The sequence below is a fragment of the Microbacterium arabinogalactanolyticum genome (assembly GCF_030268005.1).
Classification (GTDB): Bacteria; Actinomycetota; Actinomycetes; order Actinomycetales; family Microbacteriaceae; genus Microbacterium; species Microbacterium arabinogalactanolyticum.
Map to the genome: position 1 here is coordinate 116,311 of NZ_BRZC01000007.1, position 17,804 is coordinate 134,114.

Here is a 17,804-nt window from a genome sequence, read left to right on the forward strand (position 1 = left end):
CCGGACGGTCCAGCCGTCCGGCCGCATCTGGGTGGTTTCGTCAGGCCTTCGGCGACGAGACCGAGGTGACCTTGATGTCGCCGGAGATGATCTTCTCCTGCAGCGCCTTCAGCTCATCGGTGAGGCCTGCCGGCAGCTTCGACTCGAAGTCGTGGAAGGACGACAGGCCGACGCCTCCGTTCTCCAGCGTGCCGATGTAGGGCGTGGTGTCGACCTTGCCGGAGGAGGCGTCCTTGACGGCCGAGTACACGGCCTCGCCGATCTTCTTCTGGATAGAGACCAGCGTGATGTCCGCGACCGAGGAGTCGGAGACGGCCAGGTCGGAGTCGACGCCCATGAGCAGCGTGCCCTTGTTCTGCGCGGTGATGGCAGCGGCAGCCGACTGGTAGATCGGGCCGCCGACCGGCAGCAGCACGTCGACGCCCTGGTCGAGGATCGACTGAGCGGTCTGCTTGGCGGTGTCGTTGGCCGCGAAGCCGCCCGTCATCTGACCCTTCTGGGTGTCGGCGTCCCAGCCGACCGACTTGACGTCGGTGCCCTTGTCCTCGTTGTACTTGGCGACGCCCTGGACGAAGCCGTCCATGAAGATCGTCACCGGCGGGATCTGCAGACCGCCGAAGGTGCCGACCTTGTCGACGCCGGCCTCGTGCGACCAGGATGCCGCGGCGTATCCGCCGAGGTACGCGGCCTGCACCGTGTCGAACAGCAGGGGCTTGATGTTCGGAGCGTCCGGCTTGCCGTCGCTGTCGCCGTCGGCGAGGTCGTCGATGATCGCGTAGTTGACCTTCGGGTTGGCCTTGGCCGACTTGATGGTGTCGGCGGACAGCTTGAAGCCGACCGTGACGATGTAGTTGCAGCCCTGGCTGATCGCCTGCTCGAGGTTCGGACCGTACTGGTCGGCCGAGTCGGACTGCAGCTCGACGGACTTGACGCCGAGCTCCTTGACGATCTTGTCCAGACCCTCCTTGGCCGACTGGTTGAACGAGCGGTCGTTCCAGCCGCCGTCATCCGAGATGATGCAGGGCTTGAAGTTGCTGGCGGCGGGCTTGTCGCCGGGCTTCGTGTCGGTCGGCGCCTGGCCGCAGCCGGCGAGAGCGAGGATGACGCCGGTGGCGAGGGCCGCCCCGAGCATCTTCTTGGTCGTAGAGATGGGCACTCTTTGCCTCCCCTGAGATCTGTCCCGCGGACATCGCGGATCGATCTAAATTACCCACGGTTACGCTTCTGCGCACCACTCGCCAGGGATGTGCTGGCGAAAGGTTACAAATCCGCAATGCGAACTCCGCGATCCGCTTGGCGGACAGCCACGGAGGGGTCAGAGCACGTCGCCGCGACCGGTGAGCTTGAGCGACTCCACGACGCCCTTCACGCGCTGCGCGTGCTCGACGGTCGTGACCAGCAGGGCATCCGGAGTGTCCACCACCACGATGTCCTTGACCCCGACCAGGCTGATCACCCGTGAGGTCTGGCTGACCAGGATGCCGCTGGCCGCGTCCGACAGCACCCGCGCCTTCGGGCCCAGCACGGCCAGGTCGTTCTTGCGTCCGTGCGTGATCAGCTTGGTCAGCGAGGCGAAGTCGCCCACGTCGTCCCAGTCGAAATGGCCCGGGATCACGGCGAGCCGGCCGCGCGCGGCGGCGGGCTCGGCGACCGCGTAGTCGATCGCGATCTTCTTCAGCCGCGGCCAGATGCGGTCCACGGCGGGTCCGCGGCGGTCGCGGTCGTCCCACGCCTCGGCGAGCTCGAGCAGTCCGGCGTGCAGCTCGGGCTCGTTCACGGCGAGCTCGTCCAGCAGCACGCTCGCCTTGGAGATGAACATGCCGGCGTTCCACAGGTAGTCGCGATCCGCGACGTACTCCTTCGCGGTCGCGAGGTCGGGCTTCTCGACGAACCGCTCGACGAGGGTGGCCTCGGGGGCGCCGTCGACGACGATCTCCTCGGCGCGCTTGATGTACCCGAAGCCGACCGAGGGCTCGGTGGGCGGGATGCCGATCGTGACGATGTAGTCCTGCCGCGCCACCTGCACGGCCTGCTGCACCGCCCACTCGAACACCTGGGTGCCGCGGATGACGTGGTCGGCGCTGAACGAGCCGATGATGACATCCGGGTTCCGGCGGTGCAGCACCGCCGCGGCCAGGCCGATCGCGGCCGCGGACTCGCGTGGCTCGGACTCGAGCAGCACGTTGGCGTCCGGGATGCCCGGGAGCTGGTCCTCCACCGCCGCGCGATGCGCACGACCCGTGACCACGGCGATCCGGTCGGGACCCGCGAGAGGCTCCAGCCGATCCCAGGTGTCGCGCAGCAGCGAGTGCCCGGATCCGGTCAGGTCGTGCAGGAACTTCGGGGCGTCGGCCCTGGACAGCGGCCACAGCCTGCTGCCGATGCCGCCTGCCGGGATCACTGCGTGGAAGTCGTCGATTCGCCCCATGCGCACCAACCTATCGGGGCCCGCTGTGATCCCCGTCGGAGGACGCGCTAAGGGTCCCCTTCGTCGCACCCAGCGTTCTGACAGGAATAGGATGGTCGAGGTCGGGCGTGCCCGGATGCACGGACCCGACGTCTCGATCGAGCAGGGAGGACGACGTGTCCACGAGCACACGCTTGACACCGTCGATATCGGAAACCACCTCGAAGTCTCCTCGCGGAACCCTGTACCGGGGTCGCGAGGGAATGTGGTCCTGGGTGCTGCACCGCATCACCGGAGTCGCCATCTTCTTCTTCCTGCTGGTGCACGTGCTGGACACGGCGCTGATCCGCGTCTCGCCCGAGGCGTACAACGCGGTCATCGGCACCTACAAGATCCCGATCATGACCTTCGGCGAGATCGTGCTGGTCGCGGGCATCGTGTTCCACGCGATGAACGGCCTCCGCATCATCCTGGTGGACTTCTGGTCCAAGGGCGCGAAGTACCAGCGCCAGATGTTCTGGATCGTCATCGGCGTGTGGGCCGTGCTCATGGCCGGCTTCGCCTCTCGTCACCTGATGCTCGCGTTCGGAGGGGCTCACTGATGGCCACGCAGACTGTCGCTTCCGCCCCCGTCGCCGCGCGCCGCCAGCGCAAGATGAACCTGGAGAAGGTCGGCTGGCTGTTCATGCGCGGGTCCGGCGTGCTCCTGATCGTGCTGATCTTCGGTCACCTCTTCGTGAACCTCATGGTCGGCGGCGGTATCCACGCCATCGACTTCGCCTTCGTCGCCGGCAAGTACGCCACTCCCTTCTGGCAGTGGTGGGACGTGCTGATGCTCTGGCTCGCGCTGATCCACGGCTCCAACGGCATGCGCACGATCGTGAACGACTACGTCACCCACGCGGGCGCACGCAAGGCGCTGGTGTGGGCCCTCGGCCTGGCCGCGGCGCTCCTGATCATCCTGGGCACCCTCGTGGTGTTCACGTTCGACCCCTGCAACGGCGTGCTCGAGAACGGCGCCATGTGGGAGACCTGCCAGGCCCTGGGCAAGTAAGACGAGAAGGCAGAACACACAGTGACTACTCAGACGTCCGAGTCCGTCGTCCGCGATGGCATCCACTACCACGAGTTCGACATCGTCATCGTCGGCGCCGGCGGCGCGGGCATGCGAGCGGCGATCGAGGCGGGGCCCGGCGCCCGCACCGCGGTGATCTCCAAGCTGTACCCCACGCGCTCGCACACGGGTGCTGCGCAGGGCGGCATGGCTGCGGCGCTCGCCAACGTCGAGGAGGACAACTGGGAGTGGCACACCTACGACACGGTCAAGGGCGGCGACTACCTCGTCGACCAGGACGCCGCTGAGATCCTCGCCAAGGAGGCCATCGACGCGGTCATCGACCTGGAGAACATGGGTCTGCCGTTCAACCGCACGCCGGAGGGCAAGATCGACCAGCGCCGCTTCGGCGGTCACACCTCCGAGCACGGCAAGGCGGCCGTGCGCCGCGCCTGCTACGCGGCCGACCGCACCGGTCACATGATCCTGCAGACGCTGTTCCAGAACTGCGTCAAGCTCGGCATCAACTTCTTCAACGAGTTCTACGTGCTCGACCTGATCACGGTCAAGGACGACGCGGGCGCCACCCAGGTCGCCGGCGTGGTGGCATACGACCTGGCCACCGGCGAGCTGCACGTCTTCCACTCGAAGGCGATCATCTTCGCGACCGGTGGCTTCGGCAAGATCTTCAAGACCACCTCCAACGCGCACACCCTCACCGGTGACGGCGTCGGCATCGTGTGGCGCAAGGGCCTGCCGCTGGAGGACCTGGAGTTCTTCCAGTTCCACCCGACCGGTCTCGCCGGTCTCGGCATCCTGCTGACCGAGGGCGCCCGCGGCGAGGGCGCGATCCTACGCAACGCCTCGGGCGAGCGCTTCATGGAGCGCTACGCCCCCACCATCAAGGACCTCGCCCCCCGCGACATCGTCGCGCGCAGCATGGTCCAGGAGGTGCTCGAGGGCCGCGGTGCCGGACCCCACAAGGACTACGTGCTGCTGGACTGCACCCACCTGGGCGCCGAGGTGCTGGAGACCAAGCTCCCGGACATCACCGAGTTCGCGCGCACCTACCTCGGCGTCGACCCGGTCGTCGAGCCGGTGCCCGTCATGCCGACCGCGCACTACGCGATGGGCGGCATCCCCACCAACAACAACGCCGAGGTCCTCGCGGACAACACCACCACGGTCCCCGGCCTGTACGCCGCCGGCGAGTGCGCGTGCGTCTCGGTGCACGGCTCCAACCGCCTCGGCACCAACTCGCTGCTGGACATCAACGTGTTCGGCAAGCGCGCAGGACGCAACGCCGTCGAGTACGTGAAGACGGCCGAGTTCGTGCCGCTGCCGGAGAACCCTGCCGGCTTCGTCAAGGACATGGTCGACGGCCTGCGCAACAACCAGGGCACCGAGCGCATCGCCGTGCTGCGCAAGAAGCTGCAGGACGAGATGGACAAGGGCGCGCAGGTGTTCCGCACGCACGAGTCGCTCGAGCACGTCCTGGGCGTGATCAAGGAGCTGCGCGAGCGCTACAAGAACGTGCACGTCGACGACAAGGGCCGCCGGTTCAACACCGACCTGCTCGAGGCGGTCGAGCTCGGCTTCCTGCTCGACATCGCCGAGGTCGTCGTCTACGCCGCGCAGAACCGCGAGGAGAGCCGCGGCGGTCACATGCGCGACGACTTCCCGAAGCGCGACGACGAGAACTACATGAAGCACACCATGGCGTACCTGACCGGCGACCCCCACTCGTCGACGCCGGCCGACCACATCCGTCTGGACTGGAAGCCCGTGGTCTTCACCAAGAACGAGAAGGGCGAGTTGAACTACCCGCCGATGGAGAGGAAGTACTGAGCATGTCGAACGCCGTCGCAGAGGCTCCTGCAAACGATTCGGGTGTGCAGTCCTTCCTCGTCACGTTCATCGTGCGCCGCTTCGACCCCGAGAAGGACGCCGAGCCGCACTGGGTGGACTACGACGTCGAGCTGTACTCGACCGACCGCGTGCTGGACGCCCTGCACAAGATCAAGTGGGAGGTGGACGGCTCCCTGGCCTTCCGCCGCTCGTGCGCGCACGGCGTGTGCGGATCGGATGCCATGCGCATCAACGGCCGCAACCGCCTGGCCTGCAAGACGCTGATCAAGGACCTCGACATCTCGAAGCCGATCTACGTCGAGGCCATCAAGGGTCTGCCGCTGGAGAAGGACCTCATCGTCGACATGGAGCCGTTCTTCGCCTCCTACCGCGAGGTGCAGCCGTTCCTGATCGCCAACTCCGCTCCCCCGAAGGACAAGGAGCGCATCCAGACGATCGCCGACCGCGAGATCTTCGACGACACCACCAAGTGCATCCTGTGCGCGGCGTGCACGTCGTCGTGCCCGGTGTTCTGGACCGACGGGCAGTACTTCGGTCCGGCCGCGATCGTGAACGCGCACCGCTTCATCTTCGACTCGCGCGATGACGCGGCCGACGTGCGCCTGGACATCCTCAACGACAAGGAGGGCGTGTGGCGCTGCCGCACGACCTTCAACTGCACCGAGGCGTGCCCCCGCGGCATCGAGGTCACCAAGGCGATCGCCGAGGTCAAGCAGGCCGTCCTGCGCGGCGGCCGCTGATAGACCAGAGCACAGCCATGCGCGCCCGACTGAGTCACTCAGCCGGGCGCGCTGCTGTTCTCGCCCGCAGAGCCGCCGCACTGTTCCCGGTGCGCGTCTGGCGGCGCTTCCTGCGACGGAACGGCTTCCTACTCTCGGCGGGCATGGCGTACCAGGGCCTGTTCGCGCTGTTCGCACTCCTCTTCGTGGGCTTCGCCTCGGTGGGCGTCTGGCTGGGAGGCAGCGATTCGGCCGTGGACGCTCTGATCACGGTCGCGAACAGCTATCTGCCCGGCATCATCGGCGAGCACGGCATCGCCGCGCCCGACCAGGTGCGCGAGATCGTCCAGGATGCGGGCACGGCGTTCGCGGCCACGGGTCTGATCGCGATCGGCGTGGCGATCTGGACCGCTGTCGGCGCCGTCACGTTCACCCGCCGGGCCGTTCGCGACGTGTTCGGGTTGCCCTTCGACACCCGCAGCTTCGTGGTGCTCAAGCTGCGCGATGCGCTCGGCGCGTTCTTCTTCGGTGCGGCCCTGATCGTGGGCGCCGTGCTCAGCGTCTTCGGCGTGTGGGCTCTCACCCAGCTGCTCGAGCTGCTCGGCTGGGACCTTCCCAACGGGGCGATCCGGGGCACGGTGTCGGCGGGATCCGTGCTCGTCATCATCGCGATCGACGCGGCGGCCATCGCCCTGCTCGTCCGCTTCCTGACCGGCACCACCATCCACTGGCGCACCATCTGGCCAGGGGCGACCGCGGGAGGGATGACGGTCGCGGTGCTGCAGCTCGGCATCGGCCTGCTCTTCGCCCACTCCCCCGGCAACCCGCTGCTGGCCACGTTCGCGGTGATGGTCGCGCTGCTGCTGTGGTGCCGGCTGGTCGCGGCGGTGATCCTGATCTCCGCGACGTGGATCGCGGTGAGCGCTTCCGATCGCGGCGAACCCCTCGAGCAGCCGGATGCCGCCGCGGCCGCGCACCTGCTCGTCGTGGCCCGCGAGCAGGAGGCGCGACGCGCGCTCCGCGAGGCGCAGGAGGCCTGGGCGCGGTCGCGCTGGTGGCGCCGGCGCGACGCGCGAGCCGACCTCGTGGCGGCGCAGGAGGCGTGGGAGGACGCCGCGGCCGAGCTCACCGCGTCCTCGCGACAGGAGGCGCCGCACCGCACGCGCGCAGCGGGACGGAGTGTCCCCGCCCGTCATTAGGCTGGATGCATGCCCCATCTGCGAATCGCCTCTGTCAACGTCAACGGGATCCGCGCGGCGGTCCGCAACGGCATGCGCGGCTGGCTCGACGCCGCCGATGTCGACGTGCTGACGCTGCAGGAGGTGCGCGGTCAGGACGAGCACCTGCAGGAGGCCTTCCCCGACTGGTCGATGCTGCACGACGTCGCCACGGCGAAGGGTCGGGCCGGCGTCGCGGTGCTCAGCCGGGTGCCCGCGCTCGCATCCCGCACGGCGCTGGGCGCCGAGGACTTCGACTCCGCAGGTCGCTGGCTGGAGGTCGACTTCGATCTCGGCGGCACGCCCCTGACGGTCGTGAGCGCCTACGTGCACTCGGGCGAGGCCGACACCCCGAAGCAGATCGAGAAGTGGAAGTTCCTCGACGCGATGGGCGAGCGCATGGAGCAGCTCGGCGCGAACGGCGCGCACGCGCTCGTCACGGGCGACCTCAACGTGGGCCATCGGCCGCTCGACATCCTGAACTGGAAGGGCAACGTCAAGAAGTCCGGCTTCCTGGCCCGCGAGCGCGCCTACTTCGACCGCTTCCTCGGAGCGGCGGGTGAGCCCGTCACTGGGCAGGAGGGCATCGGCCGCGGAATGGTCGGGCAGCTCAGCGACACCCGCCCCTTCGCGTCCGAGGCCGGAGGCACGGGGCTCGGGTGGGTCGACGTCGGGCGCGCCGCTCACGGCGAGGTCGCCGGCCCGTACACGTGGTGGTCGATGCGAGGCCAGGCGTTCGACAACGACAGCGGATGGCGCATCGACTACCACCTCGCCACTCCCCCGCTGGCGGCCCGCGCCACCGGATACACCGTGGCGCGCGCCACCACCTACGCCGAGCGGTGGAGCGACCACGCACCGGTGATCGTGGACTACACGTACTGAACCCTAGGATTGAACGGTGACTCAGAAACCACGCCTCTACTCCGGAATGCAGCCCTCCGCCGACTCCCTCCAGGCCGGCAACTACATCGGGGCGCTCCTGCAGTGGCGTGAGATGCAGTCCTCGTTCGACGCCTTCTTCTCGGTCGTCGACCTGCACGCGATCACGGTTCCGCAGGACCCTGCCGAGCTCCGCGAGAAGACCCGTCGCACCGCGGCGCAGTACATCGCCGCGGGCATCGAGCCGTCGAAGTCCACTCTGTACGTGCAGTCGCACGTCCGCGCGCACGCCGAGCTGGCCTGGATCCTCAGCACCATCACGGGCTTCGGCGAGGCCGGGCGCATGACGCAGTTCAAGGACAAGTCGGCGCGCTACGGCACCGACTCCACGTCGGTGGGCCTGTTCACCTACCCGGTGCTGATGGCCGCCGACATCCTGCTGTACCAGACCGAGCTGGTCCCGGTGGGCGACGACCAGAAGCAGCACGTCGAGCTGACCCGCGATCTCGCGGAGCGCTTCAACAAGCGCTTCGGCGAGACGTTCACGATCCCGAAGGCCGTGATCCAGAAGGACACCGCCCGCATCTACGACCTGCAGAACCCGACGTCGAAGATGTCGAAGTCGGCGGAGAGCGACGCCGGGGTGCTGTGGCTGCTCGACGACCCGGCGAAGTCGGCGAAGAAGATCATGCGCGCGGTGACCGATGCCGAGGGCTCGGTGCACTACGACCGCGAGGACAAGCCCGGCGTCTCCAACCTGCTCACCATCTACGCGGCCCTCACCGGACGCCAGGTCGGCTCCATCGAGGACGAGTACGCGGGCCGCGGCTACGGAGACTTCAAGAAGGGCCTCGCCGAGGTCGTGGTCGACGAGTTCGGCCCCGTCCGCGAGCGCGCGAACGCGCTGCTCGACGACCCCGCTGAGCTCGACCGGCTGCTGGCCGTGAACGCCGCGAAGGCCGACGAGGTCGCGAACGCCACCCTCGCCGACGTCTACGACAAGGTCGGGCTGCTGCGGAGGGTGCTGTGACCGACGGAGCAGGGCCGGTCCCGTCCGGTCAGGTTCCCCCACCGCCGGTGCCCGTTCCGCCGCCCGCCGCGCCCCCTGGTGCGTACGGCGTGCCGGTGGGCGGCTATCAGATGCCCGTCGGCGGCTACGACGTGCCGTCCGACACTCCCCCGGCGAGCCGGCGCACGGGCCTGCTCGCGCTCGTCGCGGCGCTGATCGCCGTGGTCGTCGCGCCGATCGTCGCGGGCATCCTCGCCGTGCGGATCGGCATGCAGGTGCCGCTGGAATCCCTGATCACCGTCACGGGGGACGTCGTGTGGGCCGCGCTGACGCCGGTGCGCACCCTGGTGCTGTGGGTCGAGATCCTGTTCTGGGCGGCGACGGCCATCGGCATCCTCGCGCTCGCCCTCGGGATCGTCGCGACGGTGCGCCGTCGCGGGCGCGGCGCCGGGATCACGGCCATGATCCTGGCCGTGCTGGGTCCCGTCGTCTTCTTCCTGCTGGCGTCGGTGCTGCTGGGCGTCGGAAACGGGATGGCAACGGTTCCGCCGGCGGGCTGACCTCCACCTGCCCGGGCCGCGCTCAGCCGCGAGCGTGGTGCTTCTGCTGCGCTGCGAGCAGGCCCTCCTCGAGGAGCAGTTCGGTGGCGTCCGCGACATCCGAGAGGAAGATCGGGAGCGTCTTCTGCTCGACCGATCCGAAGTTCCCGAGCACCCAGTCCGCGGGGTCCTGGCGACCGGGCGGACGCCCGATACCGGCCCGGACGCGCGGGAACTCGGGCGTGCCGAGAGCACGGGCGATGTCCCGGACGCCGTTGTGGCCGCCGTGCCCGCCGCCGGTCTTCAGGCGGATGCTGTCGAAGGGGATGTCGAGTTCATCGTGGATCACGACGACGTGATCCGGCTCGACCGAGTAGAAGCGGGCGAGCGCCGCGACCGGCGCGCCCGAGACGTTCATGAACGAGTTGAGCTTGGCGAGCACGAGCTTGTCGCCACCGGGACGCAGCCAGGTCTCCACGACACGAGCGCCCGCCTTGTGCTCGCGGAACCGCTCGCCCCGGCGCTCGGCGAGCTCGTCCACGACCATCTGACCGATGTTGTGGCGGGTCGCCGCATACCGCGGACCCGGGTTGCCGAGACCGACGATGAGCCACGTGGATGCCATGCCAGATTCCTCTCGAGGGATGAAGAAGGGGGCGCGATCGCTCGCGCCCCCTTCGAATACATCAGCGGATCACTCCGCGGCGGCCTCCTCGGCCGGAGCCTCCTCAGCGGCGGCCTCCTCAGCCGGAGCCTCCTCCTCGGCGGGCGCAGCCGGCACCGAGATCGCGACGACCAGGGTCTCCGGGTCGGCGACCAGCGAGACGCCCTTGGGGAGCTTCACGTCGGCGGCGGTGATGTGCGCGCCCTCCTCGAGGCCCTCGACCGAGACCTCGACGTGCTCGGGGATGTGCGTGGCCTCGGCCTCGACCGCGAGGGTCGTGGCGTCGAGGTTGGCGATGGTGCCCGCGAACGACTCGCCCACCAGGACGACGGGGAGGTCGATCGAGACCTTCTCGCCCTTCTTGACGACCAGCAGGTCGATGTGCTCGATGATCTGGCGCACCGGGTCCTTCTGCACGTCCTTGACCAGCGCGAGCTGCGACTTGCCCTCGATGTCGAGGTCGAGCAGCGCGTTGGCGCGACGGATGATCAGCGAGACCTGGTGGCCGGGCAGCGCGACGTGAACGGGCTCGGTGCCGTGGCCGTAGATGACCGCGGGGATCTTGCCCTCGGCGCGCAGGCGACGAGCGAAGCCCTTGCCGAAGCTGGTGCGGAGGTCTGCGTGGACCTTGTTGTCGTCGGACATGATGTTCTCCTTCAAGCACACGGGGCTGGCCGTGCGGTGGTCGTGGGTTTCGGCGCCTCGAGCGCGGACACGAAGAAGGGAGACATCAGTGCTCACATCACCGCGTCGATAACGGATGCGCGCGCGGAGACGGCATCCCTCGCCGAGGAACTTCTCCATGGTACCCGAATCCTCGATAGGCTGTGTGCCATGCCCGTTGCTGCAGTCATCACCCACGTCCTGTTCTGGCTCATCGGCGCGATGGCCGTCGTCGGCGGCATCGGCGCGTTCGCCGCTATGTTCACCATGGGCCGCTCGGGCTACCGCAAGGACTGAGCGCTCGTCAGTTCGCCCGCGATCGACGCCGCCACGGCGTCGGCCGGGGCCAGTCCGCCGATCCGGACCCCTGGCTCGTCCGGCTGAAGCGACTCGAGGGTCGCCAGCTGGGAGTCCAGCAGTGACGCCGGCATGAAGTGGGGGCCTCGCTCCCCCATGCGTCGCAGGAGTTCGTCGCGCGACGCCGTCAGCTCGGCGAAGAGCACCCGTGGTTCGCTCTCCCGGATCGCGTCGCGGTAGACCCGGCGCAGCGCCGAGCAGGCGATGACGATCCGGGCGTCGGAGCCGAGCTCGGCTCCGACCGTCGCCAGCCATGGCATCCGGTCCTCGTCCGTCAGCGGCACGCCGGCCGCCATCTTCTCCACGTTCGCGGACGGATGCAGATCATCGCCGTCCACGAAGCGGGCGCCGAGCGCGTCGGCGAGGGCCCTGCCCACCGTGGACTTGCCGCATCCGCTCGGCCCCATCACGACGACCCGCATCACCGGAAGTCCAGCAGCACCTTGCAGGAGCGCGACGCGTCCGCGGCGAGTGCGAACGCAGGGAGCGCATGCGCGGCGGGCATCACGTCGCTGACGATGCCCGTCACGTCGATGCGGCCTGTGGCCAGGGCCTCGATGACGTCGTCGAACTCCGCGCCGAACCGGAACGACCCTCGCAGCGTGAGCTCGCGGGTGATCGCGGTGGCGATCGGCGCCGGCACCTCGCCCGCGCGCTGCAGGCCCAGCATCACGACGATGCCGCCCCGCACGGCCGCGGACACCCCGGCGCCGAGGCCCGGCACCGTGCCGCTGGACTCGATCACGACGTCGGCGTGCAGCGCGGCGATCGCGTCGGCGTCACGTGCGTCGAGCGTCGCGATTCCTCGGGCGGCGGCGATCTCGCGCGGACGCTCGTGCAGGTCGGTCACCGTGATCCGGGAGGCGCCCAGTCCCTGGGCCACCGACGCCACGAGCTGACCGATGGGTCCCGCACCGATCACCGCGACGGTGCGACCGGCGACATCGCCGGCCTGGTGCACCCCGTGCCAGGCGACGGCGGCGGGCTCCGCGAGTGCGGCGGTGCGCAGGTCCATGCCTGCGGGCACCTCGTGCAGCATGCGGGCCGGCAGTGCGACGCGGCGCGCGAAGGCTCCCTGGGTGTGCGGCAGCAGCATGGCCGAGCCGAGGTAGGTGGATGCGGGCGCGAGGTTCGGATGCTCGTGCGGCCACGGTGTGCGTCCGTCGTCGTGCGGGGTGAGCGGATGCACGGCGACGCGGGCGCCCACGGCGGGTCCCGTCCCGTCGGACGCGGCGGCGGAGACGACGCCGGACACCTCGTGTCCGAGGATCATCGGCTCCCGCAGCACGGACGCCCCCGCCGCCCCGTGCATCCAGTAGTGCAGGTCGGAGCCGCAGATGCCGCCGTAGGCGATCTCCACGATCGCCTCGTCGGGGGCAGGGCGCGGCTCCTCGATCTCCTCGACGCGCAGATCGTCTGCGGCGTGCGCGACGACGGCGATGTTCGACATCGCATGCTCCTTTCGCGGTTGCGGCGGCTGTCAGCCGAACGGGGTGCGGAGCTCCACCGCACCGACAGTGATGGTCACGGTCTCCCCGGGCCGGATCGGCGCCTGGGAGTGCGGCGCACCGGTCATGACGACGTCGCCTGGCCCGAGCGGTGACCAGGAGGCGACGTAGGCGAGGCACTCGCGGACGGTGACCGGCAGCTCCACCGCACCGGTGGAGGCGACGACGACGCCGTCGACCGCGACGGTGAGCGGGATGTCGTCGATGTCGGCATCCGTGTCGATCCACGGGCCGAGGGGCGTGTAGCCCTCCCCCGACTTCGACTCGAAGTTGCGCGGGTCGAACTCGCCGCGGTCCGGGCTGGAGAGGTCGTTCACGGCGGTGACGCCCAGCACGTACTCGTGCGCGTTCTCGGCGGTGAGGCCGGTGGTGTCGCGGCCGATGACGACGGCGATCTCCCCCTCGGCGACGGCCTGCCCGGCGTCCCTGCGAAGCCGCACGGGCCGGCCGGATGCGATGACGGTGCGCGGGCTCTTCAGCCAGGCCTGCACCGGGGCGGCGTGCCCCGGTCCGTTCTGCGCGATGCCGACCACGACGACCGGCTCGCACGGCGGAAGCACCTCGCCGTGCACCTCCTGCTCCGTGTCGGCGGGAGCGCGTCCCGCGGCGAGCGCAACGAACGGATCCTCCGTGCCCTGCATCCGCACGCCGTCCGGACGCACCCAGCGGATGCCGTCGTCGGTGCGCACCCGTCCGATGAGCATCACACCACCGCCGTCATGCCGCCGTCGACGAACAGCGTCTGCCCGTTGACGAAGTCGCTGGCGGGGCTCGCCAGGAACACGAGGGCACCGACGAGGTCGCGCACGTCACCCCAGCGGCCGGCCGGGGTGCGGCCCTTGACCCATGCGGAGAACTGCTCGTCATCCACGAGCGCCTGCGTCAGCGCGGTCTCGAAATAGCCGGGCGCGATCGCGTTCGCCTGGATGCCGTGCGGCGCGAGATCCGCACACAGTCCCTTCGTGAACATCACGATCGCGCCCTTCGTCGCGGAGTACGCGGCGATCGACGGACGCGCCAGCTGCGACTGCACGCTGCCGATCTGGATGATCTTGCCGGACCCGCGCTCGATCATCCCTCGGGAGGTGCGGCGGGCGAGATGGAAGACGCCGGAGAGGTTGGTGCCGACGAGGGCGTCCCAGTCCTCCTCGGCGAACTCGGCGATCGGTGCACGCCGCTGGATGCCGGCGTTGTTGACGAGGATGTCGGGGGTGCCGATCAGGGATTCGACCTCGGTCATCCCGGCGTCCACGGCGGCGGCGTCGGTGATGTCGAACGCCACGCTGTGCGCCTCCACCCCGGTGGCCGCCGAGATCTCCGCAGCGGCCACCGCGGCCTTCGCGGCATCGCGGCCGTGCACGACCACCCGGGCGCCGGCCTCGGCGAGCCCCTCGGCCAGCGCCCGGCCGATGCCCTGGCTGGAGCCGGAGACCAGCGTGGTCCGTCCGGTCAGGTCGAAGGCCGCGACGCCGCGGGCGGTCACCGTCCGACCGCCGTGATCGAGACGGTCGTGGCGAACACGTCGTCGCCGGCCTCGGCACGCGACACCTTGATCGCGTCGTCCACGCGGGTCAGGTCGCGGCGCAGCGTCTCGGGGGCGAGGAACGTCGACGCGGTGGTGATCAGCGCGAGCACGCCCATGTAGGTGCCCAGCAGGATCCAGTTGCCGCCGCTGACCGCGATGAGGTAGGCGCCGAGCACACCCGCGAGGCCACCGGCCAGCACGGCCGAGATCTCGCGCGCCATCGCCACGCCCAGGTAGCGGTGACGGTTGCCGAACAGCTCGGGCAGCATCGCGCACTGCGGGCCGAGCATGGTGTTCACCGCCACACCGATGCCGACCGCGATCACGCCGATCGCGAGGACGTGGTTGCCCAGCGACAGCATCCACCAGGCGGGGAAGCAGTAGATCAGCATGAACACGGCGCCGAAGCGATAGATCGTGCGGCGTCCGAAGCGATCGGAGAGGTGACCGGCGAACGGAACGGAGAACATGCCGATCAGCGAACCGATCGTCACGCCCCAGGTCAGCAGGCTCTTGTCGGCGGCGTCGCCGACGACGGACACGAAGAAGGCGAGCCCGAGTGTCTGGAACATGTAGGAGCCGCCGTTCTCGGCCATGCGCAGGCCGATGCCGACGATCACGCCGGGCAGGCCGTGAGTGAAGATGTCGCGGATGGGGCGGTCGGCGATCTGCTCGTGCTTCTCCAGCTCGATGAACGTCGGCGTCTCGCGGAGGCGCATCCGGATGAACAGCGCGAGCAGGATCAGGACGAACGATGCCAGGAACGGGACGCGCCAGCCCCAGCTGAGCAGCGCGTCCTTCGGCAGCAGGCTGATGAAGCTGAAGACGAGGGCGGCGAGCAGGGTGCCGGCCTGGATGCCGATGAAGGGCAGCGCCGAGAAGAAGCCGCGGCGGCGCACCGGTGCGTACTCGGCCATCAGCACGGTCGCACCGGCCTGCTCGGCTCCGGCGCCGAAGCCCTGCAGCAGGCGCATGAGCACGAGCAGGATCGGCGCCCAGAGGCCGACCGCGTCGTACGTGGGCAGCAGGCCGATCGCGGTGGAGGCGCCGCCCATCAGCAGGATGGTGACGACCAGGACCCACTTGCGGCCGATCTTGTCACCGAGCACGCCGAAGAACAGCCCGCCGAACGGACGCGCGAGGAAGCCGACGCCGAAGGTGGCGAACGCTGCGACCGTCGCCATGGCCGGGTCGCCCTGCGGGAAGAACAGCACGTTGAAGATCAGTGCTGTGGAGAGCCCGTAGAGCGCGAAGTCGAAGTACTCCAGTGCGCTGCCGATGCTGGACGCGAGGGTCGCGCGGCGCAGGTTGGCCGCGTACTCGGGGTCATCGGGTGGGGTCTGCTGCGTGGTGAGTGAATCGGTCACTGCCATCTCCTTCGATCGGCTTCGCCATCGGCGTGGCACTGACGTTACCAGCCTGTTGGACGATGTTCAATACTTTGGACTCACAACGGACGCACGAACTCCGACGTCGCCGACGCGACGCCCGGATGGTCTGAGCTCAGCGGCGCGCAGCCGCGCTGAACGGGTTCGTCAGCGCCTGCGCCGCTTCGCGCAGAGCCTCGCCGACGCGCTCGATGCGCTCGAAGTCCGCCTCGGCGGCCCGGATGGCGACGCCCAGCGCCAGCGGAGGGTCGGACGGCGCCCAGGGCTCCAGTGGAACGGCCACTCCGACGATGCCGCGGAAGGACTCCTCCGCATCCAGCGCCCAGCCGCGCCGGCGAGCTGCGGCGAGCGCATCCAGCAGACCCGCCATCGTCGTGGCGCTGCGCTCGGTGAGGGCGGGGAACACGGCATCCGCCCCGAGCAGTTCGACGACCTCGTCGTCCGTCATCGACATCAGCAGGGCGCGGCCCGTCCCCGAGAGCCCGGCCGGGAGGCGGGAACCCAGCGGGGTGCCGAGACGCAGCGAGCGCGACCCCTCGTGCCGCGCCAGGTAGAGGGCATCCGTGCCGTCCAGCAGCGCCACCTGAACGAGCTCCGAGGACAGCACGGGCGAGGACTCGCAGACGCTGTAGAACTCGCGCACCTGGTTGAACTGGGCGGCGAACGCCCCACCCAGCTCGGCGGTGCGCAGCCCCAGCCGGTAGCCGGCGGAGGTGCGCTGGATCATCCCGCCCGCCTCCAGCGCCAGGCACAGATTGGCCGTCGACGACTTGGCCAGGCCCAGCTCGCCCGCGAGCTCCGTGAGCGTGCGCGGCTGCGCCTGCGCCAGCAGTCCCAGCAGCCGGATGCTGCGGGTCACCGCCGGTGCGGGATCCCGGCCTTCACGCGAATCCTCGTCGCCTGCCACGCTTCCCCCTCCCGACGCCCGCACAGGCGCCGTGAACTCAGTAGAACTCGACTGTATCGACCGTGGCGCGCAGAGGCTCGCCGTCCAGGAGACGGCCGGCGCTCTCCGCGAAGCGGCGGGCGATGCGCTCCGCCTCCTTCGAGCTGCGCGCGGCCGTGTGCGGGCTCACGAGCACGTTCGGGTGCGACCACAGCGGCGACTCCTGCGCGAGCGGCTCCTTCTCGAAGACGTCCATCGCTGCGAAGCCGACCCGGCCGTCGTCGAGCGCCGCCAGGAGTGCACGCTCGTCGATCACGGTGCCCCGGCCGACGCTGGCGAGGATCGCCCCCGGCCTGATGGCCGCGAGCACCCCGTCGCCGATCAGATGATGGGTCTGCTCGGTGCCGGGGAGGGTCACGACGATCGCGTCCACCTCGCCGGCGACCAGCGCGATCTCGTCGGGCGCGATGAGCCTGCTCACCCCGTCGACAGGGCGTCCGGAGCGCGTCGTGCCCCACACCGTCGCCCCCAGGGCGTGGAAGCGGCGTGCGCATTCCGCCCCGATGCCGCCGAGACCCACGACCAGCACGGTCATCTCGTCGATCTGGCGCATCTCCCAGCGCTGCGGCCACACACGGGCGTCCTGGTCGGCGCGCAGACGGGGCAGACCCTTCGCACCGGCGAGCACCCCGAACACCGCGAACTCCGCGAGCGGCCCGGCGTGCACGCCGGCACTGGTCGTGAAGACGATGCGATCCAGGGCGTCCTGATCGAGTCCCGCCGCCTTGACCTGACCGCCACCTCCCGCCGCCGTCGTCATCACCCAGCGCAGGCGCGGATTGGCGGCGACGGTGCGGGCGAGCTGCGCCGGCGACACGTCGGGGATGCCGAACAGGGCATCCGCCGAGTCGACCATCGCCTCGTAGTCGGCCTGCTGCTGCGGCGTGCGCGAGAAGGCAGGGTCGCCCTCCCAGTCGGCGGGCCAGCGCATCGGCGGGACCAGTGCGGAATCGCTGATCATCTCCACCCGGGGTTCGATACGCTCGATGAGCCGGCAGAGCTCCTCGTCCAGCGGCACGGCCGCGACCACTCGGAGCCTGTCCTCGGTCTGCGTCAT

20 protein-coding genes are annotated in these 17,804 nt (G+C 69.7%); 9 read left to right on the plus strand and 11 right to left on the minus strand.

The window, feature by feature from the left end; genetic code table 11:
* Nucleotides 1-40 precede the first annotated feature (40 nt).
* Together MIAR_RS11995 and MIAR_RS12000 are read right to left on the minus strand one after the other, a co-directional pair.
* Nucleotides 41-1,156, minus strand: coding sequence for a BMP family lipoprotein (locus MIAR_RS11995; RefSeq protein ID WP_285636107.1), 1,116 nt, complete (start codon nucleotides 1,154-1,156; stop codon nucleotides 41-43).
* 159 nt (nucleotides 1,157-1,315) lie between these two features.
* Nucleotides 1,316-2,428: a mannose-1-phosphate guanylyltransferase gene (locus MIAR_RS12000; RefSeq protein ID WP_285636110.1), complete on the minus strand. Its 1,113-nt coding sequence runs from the start codon at nucleotides 2,426-2,428 to the stop codon at nucleotides 1,316-1,318.
* Between the two features lie 155 nt (nucleotides 2,429-2,583).
* Here MIAR_RS12000 and sdhC point away from each other — a divergent pair, with 155 nt between their 5' ends.
* Genes sdhC through MIAR_RS12040 form a run of 8 tightly spaced genes read left to right on the plus strand, consistent with a single transcriptional unit; the run spans nucleotide 2,584 to nucleotide 9,717 of the window.
* Entirely contained in the window at nucleotides 2,584-3,009 is a 426-nt protein-coding gene (gene sdhC / locus MIAR_RS12005) for a succinate dehydrogenase, cytochrome b556 subunit (RefSeq protein WP_285636113.1), read from the plus strand.
* Nucleotides 3,009-3,461 carry a succinate dehydrogenase hydrophobic membrane anchor subunit gene (locus MIAR_RS12010; protein WP_285636116.1) on the plus strand — a complete coding sequence of 151 codons (453 nt, stop codon included), beginning with the start codon at nucleotides 3,009-3,011 and terminating at the stop codon, nucleotides 3,459-3,461. The genes sdhC and MIAR_RS12010 overlap by 1 nt, the downstream gene beginning before the upstream one ends.
* 21 nt (nucleotides 3,462-3,482) lie before the next feature.
* Nucleotides 3,483-5,309, plus strand: coding sequence for a succinate dehydrogenase flavoprotein subunit (gene sdhA, locus MIAR_RS12015; RefSeq protein ID WP_285636119.1), 1,827 nt, complete (start codon nucleotides 3,483-3,485; stop codon nucleotides 5,307-5,309).
* Between the two features lie 2 nt (nucleotides 5,310-5,311).
* Nucleotides 5,312-6,070 (plus strand): succinate dehydrogenase iron-sulfur subunit, encoded by a 759-nt coding sequence (locus MIAR_RS12020; protein ID WP_285636122.1) that lies wholly within the window; start codon nucleotides 5,312-5,314, stop codon nucleotides 6,068-6,070.
* Nucleotides 6,071-6,087: 17 nt separating this feature from the next.
* Entirely contained in the window at nucleotides 6,088-7,248 is a 1,161-nt protein-coding gene (locus MIAR_RS12025; protein ID WP_285636126.1) for a YihY/virulence factor BrkB family protein, read from the plus strand.
* A gap of 9 nt (nucleotides 7,249-7,257) precedes the next feature.
* Nucleotides 7,258-8,151, plus strand: coding sequence for an exodeoxyribonuclease III (locus tag MIAR_RS12030; RefSeq protein ID WP_285636129.1), 894 nt, complete (start codon nucleotides 7,258-7,260; stop codon nucleotides 8,149-8,151).
* Between the two features lie 16 nt (nucleotides 8,152-8,167).
* Nucleotides 8,168-9,178 (plus strand): tryptophan--tRNA ligase, encoded by a 1,011-nt coding sequence (gene trpS, locus MIAR_RS12035; RefSeq protein ID WP_285636132.1) that lies wholly within the window; start codon nucleotides 8,168-8,170, stop codon nucleotides 9,176-9,178.
* Nucleotides 9,175-9,717: a hypothetical protein gene (locus MIAR_RS12040; protein ID WP_285636135.1), complete on the plus strand. Its 543-nt coding sequence runs from the start codon at nucleotides 9,175-9,177 to the stop codon at nucleotides 9,715-9,717. Before trpS ends, MIAR_RS12040 begins: the two co-directional genes overlap by 4 nt.
* 22 nt (nucleotides 9,718-9,739) lie before the next feature.
* On the opposite strand, the gene pth is transcribed toward MIAR_RS12040, so the two are convergent.
* Nucleotides 9,740-10,321, minus strand: coding sequence for an aminoacyl-tRNA hydrolase (gene pth / locus MIAR_RS12045; protein ID WP_285636138.1), 582 nt, complete (start codon nucleotides 10,319-10,321; stop codon nucleotides 9,740-9,742).
* Between the two features lie 69 nt (nucleotides 10,322-10,390).
* The gene (locus tag MIAR_RS12050) at nucleotides 10,391-11,005 is read right to left on the minus strand and encodes a 50S ribosomal protein L25/general stress protein Ctc (RefSeq protein WP_285636141.1); all 615 of its coding nucleotides are present in this window, start codon (nucleotides 11,003-11,005) and stop codon (nucleotides 10,391-10,393) included.
* 189 nt (nucleotides 11,006-11,194) lie between these two features.
* Between MIAR_RS12050 and MIAR_RS12055 the strand changes: the two genes are divergently transcribed.
* Nucleotides 11,195-11,320: a hypothetical protein gene (locus MIAR_RS12055; RefSeq protein WP_285636144.1), complete on the plus strand. Its 126-nt coding sequence runs from the start codon at nucleotides 11,195-11,197 to the stop codon at nucleotides 11,318-11,320.
* On the opposite strand, the gene MIAR_RS12060 is transcribed toward MIAR_RS12055, so the two are convergent.
* The 7 genes from MIAR_RS12060 to MIAR_RS12090 all read right to left on the minus strand — a co-directional run bounded on the left by MIAR_RS12060 (nucleotide 11,305) and on the right by MIAR_RS12090 (nucleotide 17,804).
* Complete coding sequence (locus MIAR_RS12060) at nucleotides 11,305-11,802, minus strand: gluconokinase (protein WP_285636148.1); 498 nt, start codon at nucleotides 11,800-11,802, stop codon at nucleotides 11,305-11,307. The genes MIAR_RS12055 and MIAR_RS12060 overlap by 16 nt on opposite strands.
* Nucleotides 11,802-12,830, minus strand: a complete 1,029-nt coding sequence (locus tag MIAR_RS12065; RefSeq protein WP_285636150.1) for an alcohol dehydrogenase catalytic domain-containing protein — start codon at nucleotides 12,828-12,830, stop codon at nucleotides 11,802-11,804. The genes MIAR_RS12060 and MIAR_RS12065 overlap by 1 nt, the downstream gene beginning before the upstream one ends.
* A gap of 30 nt (nucleotides 12,831-12,860) precedes the next feature.
* A complete protein-coding gene (locus MIAR_RS12070) occupies nucleotides 12,861-13,592 on the minus strand; it encodes a fumarylacetoacetate hydrolase family protein (RefSeq protein WP_285638501.1) in 732 nt (243 codons plus the stop codon).
* Complete coding sequence (locus tag MIAR_RS12075; RefSeq protein ID WP_285636152.1) at nucleotides 13,592-14,371, minus strand: SDR family oxidoreductase; 780 nt, start codon at nucleotides 14,369-14,371, stop codon at nucleotides 13,592-13,594. The genes MIAR_RS12070 and MIAR_RS12075 overlap by 1 nt, the downstream gene beginning before the upstream one ends.
* Nucleotides 14,368-15,786 (minus strand): MFS transporter, encoded by a 1,419-nt coding sequence (locus MIAR_RS12080; RefSeq protein ID WP_285636155.1) that lies wholly within the window; start codon nucleotides 15,784-15,786, stop codon nucleotides 14,368-14,370. The genes MIAR_RS12075 and MIAR_RS12080 overlap by 4 nt, the downstream gene beginning before the upstream one ends.
* 130 nt (nucleotides 15,787-15,916) lie before the next feature.
* Nucleotides 15,917-16,708 (minus strand): IclR family transcriptional regulator, encoded by a 792-nt coding sequence (locus MIAR_RS12085; protein ID WP_285636158.1) that lies wholly within the window; start codon nucleotides 16,706-16,708, stop codon nucleotides 15,917-15,919.
* Between the two features lie 37 nt (nucleotides 16,709-16,745).
* Nucleotides 16,746-17,804, minus strand: a complete 1,059-nt coding sequence (locus MIAR_RS12090; protein WP_285636161.1) for a D-2-hydroxyacid dehydrogenase — start codon at nucleotides 17,802-17,804, stop codon at nucleotides 16,746-16,748.

Excerpts from the sequence above, each read along its gene's own strand:
- MIAR_RS12065 (WP_285636150.1), bottom strand. The coding sequence starts at position 12,830 with ATGTCGAACATCGCCGTCGTCGCGCACGCCGCAGACGATCTGCGCGTC.
- MIAR_RS12055 (WP_285636144.1), top strand. The coding sequence starts at position 11,195 with ATGCCCGTTGCTGCAGTCATCACCCACGTCCTGTTCTGGCTCATCGGC.
- MIAR_RS12010 (WP_285636116.1), top strand. The coding sequence starts at position 3,009 with ATGGCCACGCAGACTGTCGCTTCCGCCCCCGTCGCCGCGCGCCGCCAG.
- MIAR_RS12080 (WP_285636155.1), bottom strand. The coding sequence starts at position 15,786 with ATGGCAGTGACCGATTCACTCACCACGCAGCAGACCCCACCCGATGAC.
- MIAR_RS12020 (WP_285636122.1), top strand. The coding sequence starts at position 5,312 with ATGTCGAACGCCGTCGCAGAGGCTCCTGCAAACGATTCGGGTGTGCAG.
- pth (WP_285636138.1), bottom strand. The coding sequence starts at position 10,321 with ATGGCATCCACGTGGCTCATCGTCGGTCTCGGCAACCCGGGTCCGCGG.
- MIAR_RS12060 (WP_285636148.1), bottom strand. The coding sequence starts at position 11,802 with ATGCGGGTCGTCGTGATGGGGCCGAGCGGATGCGGCAAGTCCACGGTG.
- MIAR_RS12050 (WP_285636141.1), bottom strand. The coding sequence starts at position 11,005 with ATGTCCGACGACAACAAGGTCCACGCAGACCTCCGCACCAGCTTCGGC.
- MIAR_RS12000 (WP_285636110.1), bottom strand. The coding sequence starts at position 2,428 with ATGGGGCGAATCGACGACTTCCACGCAGTGATCCCGGCAGGCGGCATC.
- MIAR_RS12070 (WP_285638501.1), bottom strand. The coding sequence starts at position 13,592 with ATGCTCATCGGACGGGTGCGCACCGACGACGGCATCCGCTGGGTGCGT.
- MIAR_RS12030 (WP_285636129.1), top strand. The coding sequence starts at position 7,258 with ATGCCCCATCTGCGAATCGCCTCTGTCAACGTCAACGGGATCCGCGCG.
- MIAR_RS12025 (WP_285636126.1), top strand. The coding sequence starts at position 6,088 with ATGCGCGCCCGACTGAGTCACTCAGCCGGGCGCGCTGCTGTTCTCGCC.
- MIAR_RS12090 (WP_285636161.1), bottom strand. The coding sequence starts at position 17,804 with ATGACGCAGACCGAGGACAGGCTCCGAGTGGTCGCGGCCGTGCCGCTG.